Source organism: Streptomyces sp. IBSBF 2435 (assembly GCF_036815005.1).
In the GTDB taxonomy this organism is placed as follows: Bacteria; Actinomycetota; Actinomycetes; order Streptomycetales; family Streptomycetaceae; genus Actinacidiphila.
In genome coordinates, this window is sequence record NZ_JAJSYW010000006.1 from 44,748 (window position 1) to 54,697 (window position 9,950).

Sequence of the window (9,950 nt, forward strand, 5' to 3'; positions counted from 1 at the left end):
TGTCCGTCCCTTCGTGCCGCTTGCGGCGCTGTTCCCTCACGGCCCGTTGCTCCCCGGAGTCAGCGCGGTCCGGCAATCCGCGTTACCGGTCGTGCGGCCGGTTGCGGCGGCCGGGAGCGGCAAGCGGGAAAGGGAATGGGGGCTGTTGCAACAGAGGGGCGATTCCCTATAGTCGCTGCCGTAACCAGTGACATGCACACTGCATGGGAGTCACCGCTTTGAGCACTAAGCCGGTGAAGCGTTCACCCCGCCGCGACGGGCCGCCGATGCCCGACGGGCAGGTGGAGCTCGCCGAGCCGCCGGTACTGGGTGAGCCCGCGGGCGCGGACTTCGGCTCCGCGCTGATGTATCTGCCCATGGGCCTCGGCGCCGGCGCCATGGTGCTCATGTTCAGCATCCGCAGCATGGGACCGACCACCTACATGATGTCCGGCATGATGGGCGTCGCCATGGTCAGCATGACGCTGACCCAGGTGGGCCGGAGCAGTTCGGAGCGCCGCCGCCGCATGCGGGCCGAACGCCGCGACTACCTGCGGTACTTGGCGCAGAAGCGGCGTCAGGCCAGGACCGCCGCGGCCGAGCAGCGCGCCGCCCTGCTGTGGGACAGCCCCGATCCGCGCGACCTGTGGGCGTTCGCGGGGGGACCGCGGCTGTGGGAACGCCGCCCCAGCCACGAGGACTTCGGCCGGGTCCGCATCGGCATGGGCATCCGCCGCGCGGAACTGGCCTTCCTGCCGCCGCAGACCAAGCCCGTCGAGGACCTCGAACCGCTCACCGCGATCTCGCTGCGCCGCTTCACCAAGGCCCACCAGACCGTCCCCGATCTGCCCATCCCGGTGGCGCTGCGCCGCTTCACCCGGGTGGAGTTCGCCGGCGACGGCGGGGAGGCGCTGGCCCTGATGCGGGCGATGGTCGCCCAGCTCGCCGTCCTGCACGCCCCCGACGAGCTCCGGGTCGCGGTGCTCGGCAACCCGGCCGCCCGCGACGAGTGGGACTGGGTCAAGTGGCTGCCGCACAACGCCCACCCCGACGAGCAGGACGACGCCGGCGCGGTACGGCTGGCTGCGGGCGACCACGACGAGCTGATGGCGCTGCTCGGCTCCGAGGTGCGCGACCGCCCCGACCACGACCCGGACGCCTCGCCGAACGTCACCGAGCCCTACCTGGTGGTCATCGCCCAGGGCGCCCACCTGCCGGAGAGCTCCCGGCTGGCGGGCGACGGCCTGCGCAACGCGCTGCTGCTGGACGCCACCGGCACCCTGCGCGGCGGCGAGAACGTCCTGCGGCTCACCGTCCGCGACGGCACCGTCAGCTTCCCGGCCGGTGACGACGCCTCCGCCGCCGCCACCGCCGACGCGCTCAGCGCCGTCGCAGCCGAGGCGCTGGCCCGCGGCTTGGCCCCGCTGCGTACCGGCGGCAGCGTCGACCTCACCGAACGCCCGCTGGAGTCGGACTTCGACCTGACGTCGCTGCTCGCCATCCGCGACCCCCGCACCTTCGACGTGGCCGCCAAGTGGCGCCCCCGGCAGGCACAGTCGGCCCGGCTGCGGGTACCGCTCGGCGTCACCGACGAGGGCGAGGTCGTCGAGCTGGACCTCAAGGAGTCCGCGCAGGGCGGCATGGGACCGCACGGCCTGCTCATCGGCGCCACCGGCTCGGGCAAGAGCGAACTGCTGCGCACCCTGGTGATGGGACTGGCCGCCACCCACTCCTCCGAGGTCCTCAACCTCGTCCTGGTCGACTTCAAGGGCGGCGCGACCTTCCTCAACATGGACCGGCTGCCGCACACCTCGGCGGTCATCACCAACCTCGCGGACGAGATCCACCTCGTGGACCGGATGCGGGACTCCATCAACGGCGAGATGATCCGCCGCCAGGAACTCCTGCGCGAGTCCGGCCACTCCTCGCTCTTCGACTACGAGAAGGCCCGCGCCGCCGGAGCCACCCTCGCCCCGCTTCCCTCGCTGCTCATCATCGTCGACGAGTTCTCCGAACTGCTGGCCAGCAAGCCGGAGTTCGTGGACCTGTTCGTCTCTGTCGGGCGGCTCGGGCGCAGCCTGGGCGTGCACCTGCTGCTCGCCTCGCAGCGCCTGGACGAGAGCCGTATCCACAAGGTCGAGGGCCACCTGTCCTACCGGCTGGCCCTGCGCACCTTCTCCTCGATGGAGTCCCGCAGCGTCATCGGCGTCTCGCACGCGTACGAGCTGCCGCCGACCCCCGGCAACGGCTACCTGAAGGTCGACACCACCAACCTCGTCCGCTTCAAGGCCGCCTACGTCTCCGGCGCGGCCCCCGAACCGGCCGCCGAGAGCGAACCCGCCGAGCGGCAGCGCGCCGCCCAGGAGGTCACCGTCTTCGGGCTCGACCGCAGCGGCGAGCTGCTCTCCGAGCGCGTCCAGGAGCCCGCGGCGCCCGCCGAGGCGGCCAGGACCGCGGCGCAGGCGCCAGGGCCGGTCGCCGCGACCGGCCCCGACGGCGAACCGCTGAGCGAGGAGAGCCTGTTGGAGGTGCTGGTCGCCCGCTTGGAGGACGCAGGGCCGCCGGCCCGCCAGGTGTGGCTGCCGCCGCTGGACTCCTCCGCCAGCCTCGACCAGGTGCTGCCCGCCATCGTGCCGGACCCCGACCGCGGCATGAGCGCGGCGGACTACCCCAGGCTGGGCTCGCTGCGCTTCCCGCTGGGCATGGTGGACAAGCCCTACGAGCAGTCCCGCGACCTGCTGACCGCGGACCTGTCGAGCGCCGACGGGCACATCGGCCTGGTCGGCGCGCCGAGAACCGGCAAGTCCACGATGCTGCGCACCCTGATGCTGTCCCTGGCGCTGACCCACACCCCGCAGGAGATCCAGTTCTACTGCCTGGACTTCGGCGGCGGCGGCCTGGTGTCCACCTCCGGGCTCCCGCACGTCGGCTCGGTCGCCACCCGGCTCGACCGGGACCGGGTGCAGCGCACCATCGCCGAGCTGACGCAGCTGCTGGAGCGCCGCGAGGCCGAATTCGGCGCGCGCGGCCTGGAGTCCATGGCCGGCTACCGGGCGCAGCGCGCCTCCGGCGAGCTGGACGACCCGTACGGCGACGTCTTCCTCGTGGTGGACGGCTGGGGCACGCTGCGGCAGGACTACGAGGACATCGAGCCGCGCGTCATCGACCTGGCCGCCCGCGGACTGTCCTTCGGCATCCACGTCATCGGTTCCGCGGTGCGCTGGTCGGAGTACCGGCCGCGGCTGCGGGACCTGCTGGGCACCAAGTTCGAACTCCGGCTCGGCGACACGCTGGAGTCCGAGGTCGGCGCGCGGGCGGCGGCGGCCGTACCGCACCAGCCAGGGCGCGGCCTGACCTCCACCGGCCACCACTTCCTGGCCGCCCTGCCCCGGCTGGACAGCTCCCCGCACACCGAGGACCTCACCGCGGCGACCAAGGAGGCCGTCGCGGAGATCGGCACCTTCTGGACCGGCCGCCCCGCCCCCGGCGTCCGGCTGCTGCCCAGCCGGCTGCCGACCGCCCGGCTCCCGGCGGCCGAGGGCGACCTGAGGGTCTGCCTGGGCTGGGACGAGCAGCGGCTGGAACCCGCCTGGCACGACTTCTCCGTCAACCCGCACCTGATGGTGTTCGGCGACAACGAGACCGGCAAGACCAACGTGCTGCGGCTGATGGTCGACGCCGTCACCTCCCGCTACACCCCCGAGGAAGCCCGCATCATGGTCGCCGACCCCGGCCGCGGCCTGCTCACCGCGGTCCCCGAGGCCTACCGGGTCGGTTACGTCGTGGACAGCGACGCGCTCGGCCAACTCGCCGCAAGTGCCGCGGTGTCGGTCGGCAAGCGAGTGCCGGGTGCCGACATCTCGCCGGAGAACCTGGCCCGCCGCGACTGGTGGAGCGGCCCGCTGCTCTTCGTCCTCATCGACGACTACGACCTGTTCTCCGGGGCGCCGGGCTCCCCGTCCCCGATGGCGCCGCTCGTGCCGCTGCTGGTCCAGGCCCCGCACATCGGACTCCACCTGGTCCTGTCCCGCAGCACCTCGGGGGCGATGCGGGCGATGATGGACCCGGTCCTGCGCCGCCTGTGGGAGCTGGGCAACCCGGCCCTGCTCTTCTCCTACCCGAAGGAGGAGGGCAAGTTCATCGGCGAGGCGAAACCGCGCACCCTGCCGCCCGGCCGCGCCCAGCTCGTCACCCGCCGCTCGGTCAGGCTCATGCAGACCGGTCTGGTGGCCGCCGAATGAGCCGCACCGGTTCCGCGCCCGTCGCCCGTACACCGGTCGCCCGTTCCGCGCCCGCTGCCTGTACGCCCGCTGCCTGTACGACCGCTGCCCGTACGGCTCCCGCCCGTACGACCGTCCGTATTACCGCCCGTAGCGCCGCCGTCGTCGTCCGCGGTGCCGCGGACAGCGGCGTCCCCCACCGCACAGGAGCGTCCCGATGACCACTGCCTCCGTGGTTCCCGGAGCCGGGACCGGCACCGAGGTGTGCCGGGTGACCGTCGTCGGTCCCGGCGGCCGGGCCGATCTCGCGATCCCGGTGACGGTGCCGCTGTCGGCGCTGCTGCCCGTCCTCGTCGAGCACGTGGTCCCCGACGTGCGCGAGCGCGGCACCCCCTGGGCGCTGCAACGCCTCGGCGAGGCTCCGCTCGACCCGGACGGCACGCCCGCCGGGCTCGGCCTGCACCACGGCGACGTGCTCCACCTCCGGCCGGTCGCCGACCCGCTGCCCACCCTGCACTTCGACGACGTCGCCGACGGTGTCGCCCACGTGGTCGGCTCGCTGCCCGGCCGCTGGCGGCCGGAGCTGACCCGCGCGCTGGCCCTGACCATGGCCGCCGTCGCTGTCGCCGCCCTCGCGCTGGCCCTGGTCAGCGGCGGCCCCGGCGGCTTCGCCGGCTACGGCTCGGGCATCGCCGCGGTGCTGTTCACCGCGGCCTGCGCCGCCGGCAGGCGGCTGGGTGCCGACCGGGGCGCGGTGCTGACCGGCGGCATCGCGGCGATGGCGATGGCCGGACTGGCCGGACTCGCCTTCCGCGAAGGCCCCGACGGCGGCTTCGACCCCGGTGTGCCGGGTCTGCTGGTCGCCGCCGGCTGCGTGGCGGTCGTCGCCACCTCGCTGCTCGCGCTGCGGGCCATACCGTTCCTGCTGCCCGGCACCGCGATCGTCGTCGCGGCGGCGGCAGCGGCCGCCATCGGACTGCGCTCCGCCTTCGACTGGCGGCCCGGCCAGGCCGTCGCGGTGGTCGGCGTCGCGCTGTTCGTCCTCGGCCACTTCGCCCCCCGGCTTGCACTGCGCGCCTCCCGGCTGCGGGTGCCCCAACTGCCCCACAACGCGGCCGAGTTGCAGGAGGACGTCGACCCCGAGCCGCAGGAGCGGGTGGAGCGCCGGGTGCGGGCCGCCACCTCCTACCTGGACTCGCTCAGCCTCGGCTTCTCCCTGTCCTTCGGCGTCGTCTTCTGGTTCATGGTCCGCGAGCACGGCTGGATCGGCTGGGCGCTGCCCCTGGTGCTCGGCGCCGCGGTGCTGCTGCGCTCCCGCGGCCTGACCGGCACCCTCCAGCGGGTGCCCACCGTCATCGCGGCCGGCGGCGGCCTCGGACTGCTGCTCCTGGAGCAGTGGACCACGGGCGGCCCCGGCCAGCGCGGCACGGCCGCCGCGCTCCTGCTGCTCACCGCCGTCGCCCTGCTGGCCGCCGCCTGGCGGCTGCCCTCCAGCCGCCTGCTGCCCATGTGGGGCCACAGCGGCGACATCGCCGAGATGCTCGTGGCGATCGCGCTGCTGCCGCTGCTGCTCCAACTCCTGCACGTCTACTCGCACGTGCGCGAACTGACCAGCTGAAGGACCGGAACCGAGAGGAGGACCGCACATGCAGACCCGACGGGACCACGTCCAGGCCTACCAGTTCGCCGTCGGCCGGCTGGCCACCGCGCTCGTCAGCGGCGACCCCGGCCGCGGCGAGAGCCCCACCCGCCGCGCGTCGCTTGGCACCTTCTTCGGCGTGGGCGTCGTCATCCTGCTGTGCGTGGGCTTCGGCGTCTACGGCCTGGTCGCGCCGGCCGCCGACCACTCCTGGCGCGCCTCGGGCGCGTACATCGTGGAGAAGGAGACCGGCAACCGCTACCTGTACGTCGACGGTGTGCTGCGCCCGGTCCGCAACTACGCCTCGGTGCGGCTGTTCGCCCCGAGCCCCGCCGCGCACGACGTCTCCCGCAAGGACCTCGAAGGCATCCCGCACGGCCCGGCCGTCGGCATCCCCGGTGCGCCCGACGAGGTCCCGACCCCCGCCGGGATCCTCGGCAACTCCTGGACCCGCTGCCTGCGGCCGCAGTTCGCCGGCGGCCAGAGCGTCGACTTCAGCCCCGCCGGCCGGACGACCGCCGTGCCCGAGGACCGCCAGGCGCTGCTCGCCGCCGCGGACGGCACCCGCTACCTGCTCTGGAAGGGCGCCAAATACCGCGTCCCCGACCAGTCGACGCTGGTCGCCCTCGGCCTCGACACCGACCGGCAGACCACCGCCCCCGCCGACTGGCTCGCCGCGGTGCCCGACGGCGTCGCGCTGAAGGCGATCCGCCCCGCCGGGCAGGGCGGGCCGGCCGGCACGGTCGCCGGACACCCCGTCACCGTGGGCCAGTTGTTCAGCACGGACACCGCGGCCGGTGAGCGCCACTACTACGTGATGACCCAGCACGGTGTGGCCCGTACCAACGCCACCGAATACGCGCTGCTCTCCGCCGAGCCGCACGCCCCCGCGCCCATGAGCGTGCCCTCCTCCGCGCTGGCCGCCGTACGGCTCGCCGACGACCCCGGCATGGCCGGCACGCTGCCCGACGTGGCGGGCGCTCCCGCGGTCTCCACCGACGGGCAGGCGGTGTGCCTGGCCCAGCGCGTCGACGGCAGCGCCCTGGACACCCGGGTCGTCCTCGAACGGGGCGAGGCCGCCACCGGCAGCCGCGCCGTCCTCGTCCCGCCCGGCCACGGCCTGCTGGTCAGCAGCCGCGAGGAGGCGCTGCGCAAGGCCACCCGCCCCAGGACGTACCTCGTCACCGACGACGGCACCGCCTATCCGCTGGCCGGCGACGACGTCACCGCCGCCCTCGGACTGTCGGGACTGGTGTCCCTGCTGTCCGACGACGTGATCAGCCTGCTGCCGGCCGGCCCCGTCCTGGCGATGCCCGGCTCGACGGGCGGAGGGGGCGCCGGTGTTTAAGGGCATCCGTTCGCTGCTGCCGCCCGGCCGGCCGCTCCAGTGCCGCGCCGCCGGCGACGCCCTGCTGATCCAGCCCAAGGGCAGGACCGACCAGGCCGCGTGGCGGTTCGCCAGAGCCCTGGCCCGCGACGAGCAGCACACCGTCGTCGTCGTGGACGTGCCCGGCGTCGCCCCCGACACCGCGGCCGACGCGCTGGCCCACGCCCTGGCCGACACCGAGGGCAGCCTGCGCCTGGTCTTCGGCGGCGGCACCTCCGCCGAGATCCGCGCGGCGGGGCAGCGGATCGCCGAAGCGCTGGGCACGGTCGTGGTGGTCCCCGACGGCGAGGTGCTGCCCACCGCGGGCGGCGGCCTCTACATCCCCGGCGGCCACGGCTCCGGCTGGCTGCGGCTGCGGCCCGGCCGCCCCTCCGAGCACGACTCCATGGGCTTCCCCAAGCCCCGCTGGCAGTTCTCGATGATGGACCGTCCCTGGGCGGCCAGCCCTTACGCCGTGGTCGAGCCACTGCCCTGCGGCGTGTGGGTGCGCGGCGCGCTGCCGGAGTCGGCGGACGACAACCGCCGCTGGCTCTTCGGCAGCCTCGCCGCCGATCCCGACGTCATGACCGTCGTCCTGGGCTGCCCGGGCGGGCCGGCCGTGCCGCTGGCGGACGTCGTACGGTTCTGGGGGACGGTGATGCCGTCGGCACGCTCGCGCATCCGCTTCGTGCACTTCGGCCCCGTGGTGCTGTCCCAGGAGGGCGAGGCGCTCGGCCAGCAGCTCGCCGACGCGCTGGAGCACCAGGTCGTCCTCTACACCGGGATGTCCATGTCCATGTCCATGTCCGAGGACGGCCGCGCCGAGGGCGACGGCGCCACGGCCGTCCCGTCCGGCGTCCTCCCGTCCGGCGCCGCCCCAGACGGGGCCGACCGCACCGCCGGCCGCGCGGGCTTCGTGCGGGAACTCCGCTACAGCCCGCGCGGCACGGAAGACGCCCCGCCGCCCGCCCTGGCCGGTGTGCGCGAGCCGCTGCCCGGCTTCCGGCCGGTCGCCCCGGGCGTCTACGAATACGCCTTCGACGCCGTGCTCGAGGTCGTCCAGAGCGGGCTGTGGATGCGCCCGCAGACCGAACCCGCCGATGGTGACGACGTCCGCCGCATCCCGGCCGCCCCCGGTGAACGGCTCTTCCTCTACCACCGCGGCTCCCCGGACGTGGCCGCGCGCATGCAGGCGCTCGCCGAGGACGCGCTGTGGCGGCTCGGCGCCGACGCCCGCGGCGAGTTCGCCCTGCGGCCCGCCGACGATCCGGCCGTCGACACGGGCGTCTGGTACGCCGAGCCGGTCGCCGTCCCCGACCCGCACGAAGCGGTGACGGCGGCGATCCCGCCGATGACCCGGCCCGCGGGCATTGCGCCCTGGGCGCCCGCCCCCGCTGCCGAGGACGTTCCGGCGCCGGAGAGCGCGGCCCCGGCCGCCCCGGCGCGGTCCGCGCCCGCCGCAGCGGCCACCCCCTTCCAGGCAGAGGCATGGGCGTCCGCCGCCGACGACCTGTCCGCTCCGGCCCGCCGAGCCGCCGCCGCGCCGCCGCCGAGCCTGCGCCCGCTGAGCGGACTGACCGCGGGACCCGCACCGGCCCTGCCCGACGGCTGGGCCCCTTCGTGCCCCACCGAATCCGTCATGCCCCAGGCCCCCGCGGCTGTCAGCGGGCCGTTCGTGGCGGCGGGTCCTGCCGCGGGTGCGGTGGGCGTTCCGGAGTCCAGGCCGGTGGAGGGCTCGGCGGCTGGCGCGTCGGGGGCTGCTTCGGGGGCTCCGGGTTCTCCGGCTGCGGAGGGCTCCGCGGCGGTCGGCGGGCCGTTCGTGGCGGCGGGTCCCGCTGCCGGCGCCGCCTGGTCTTCGCCCTCGTCCCCGCCCCGCCGGCCCGCGCCCGCCGCCGCCACCGGTCCGGAGGGAGCGGGGCCGTCGCACAACAGCGGTACGCCGTCCGGCGGTTCGGACGCCTCGGTGTCACCTCGGTCGGCGGATGACGCGGGGGCCGCGTCCGAGGGCACGGAGGACGCCGGTTCTGCGGCGCCGGTCGCCCCGGTGTCCGGCGCGGGTGGCGCCGGTTCGGGATGGCTGCGATCCGCGGTCCGCGCGGTGGGCGGCCTCACGTTCGCGGGGTCGCCGCGTGCGGCCGGTGCGGACGCGGCTCCGGAGGAACCCGTCGCGGCTGGACCGACTGCACGTGCGGGCGCGGCCCCGGGTGCGGACGGCGACGCGGAGCCGACGGCAGCCGAGGCCGCGCCCGGCCCACCGTCCACGGATTCCGGCCTGGCCCCGGTCGGCCTCCCGGCGTTGCGTCCGCTCCCGCTCGCCCACCCGACGGCGATCTTCCCGCCGTCGAACAGCGTCCCGTCGCCTGTCGCGCCGACCGGGCCGACTGCCGTGTCGCCGACCGCAGCCGGCCCGGTCTCTTCCCCCGAACCGCCGACGACGCAGCCTCCGGCCCCCCTGCCGCCCGAGCCGAGCGCGTCGCCCGCGCCTGCGTCCGTGCCGCTGTCCGTGGCCCCGATTGCCGCGACGCCGCGCCCGTCCGTATCGCCGTCTGCGTCCCCGGCCGCCGCAGCGCCGCCTGTGCCCGTATCGCCCGCGTTCGCCCCGCCCTCGCCCGTGACCCCGGCCGCCGCAGTGCCGCCTGTGCCCGTACCGCCTGCCGCTGCGACCCCGCCTGCGTCCGTATCGTCGTCCGTGTCCCCGGCCGCCGCGACGCCGCGCCCGTCCGTACCGCCGTCTGCGTCCCCGGCC

The 9,950-nt window shown here is 75.4% G+C and carries 4 protein-coding genes; all 4 read left to right on the forward strand.

Going from position 1 to position 9,950, the window contains the following annotated elements; translation table 11 throughout:
• Positions 1–266: 266 nt before the first annotated feature.
• Positions 267–4,220 (forward strand): type VII secretion protein EccCa, encoded by a 3,954-nt coding sequence (gene eccCa, locus V7E46_RS02460; protein ID WP_333766861.1) that lies wholly within the window; start codon positions 267–269, stop codon positions 4,218–4,220.
• Between the two features lie 196 nt (positions 4,221–4,416).
• Positions 4,417–5,817 (forward strand): type VII secretion integral membrane protein EccD, encoded by a 1,401-nt coding sequence (eccD, locus tag V7E46_RS02465; RefSeq protein ID WP_333766849.1) that lies wholly within the window; start codon positions 4,417–4,419, stop codon positions 5,815–5,817.
• Between the two features lie 28 nt (positions 5,818–5,845).
• Positions 5,846–7,186, forward strand: a complete 1,341-nt coding sequence (gene eccB, locus V7E46_RS02470; RefSeq protein WP_333766850.1) for a type VII secretion protein EccB — start codon at positions 5,846–5,848, stop codon at positions 7,184–7,186.
• The coding region (locus V7E46_RS02475) for a hypothetical protein (protein ID WP_333766851.1) at positions 7,179–9,950 on the forward strand (2,772 nt) is incomplete at its 3' end. The genes eccB and V7E46_RS02475, both read left to right, overlap by 8 nt.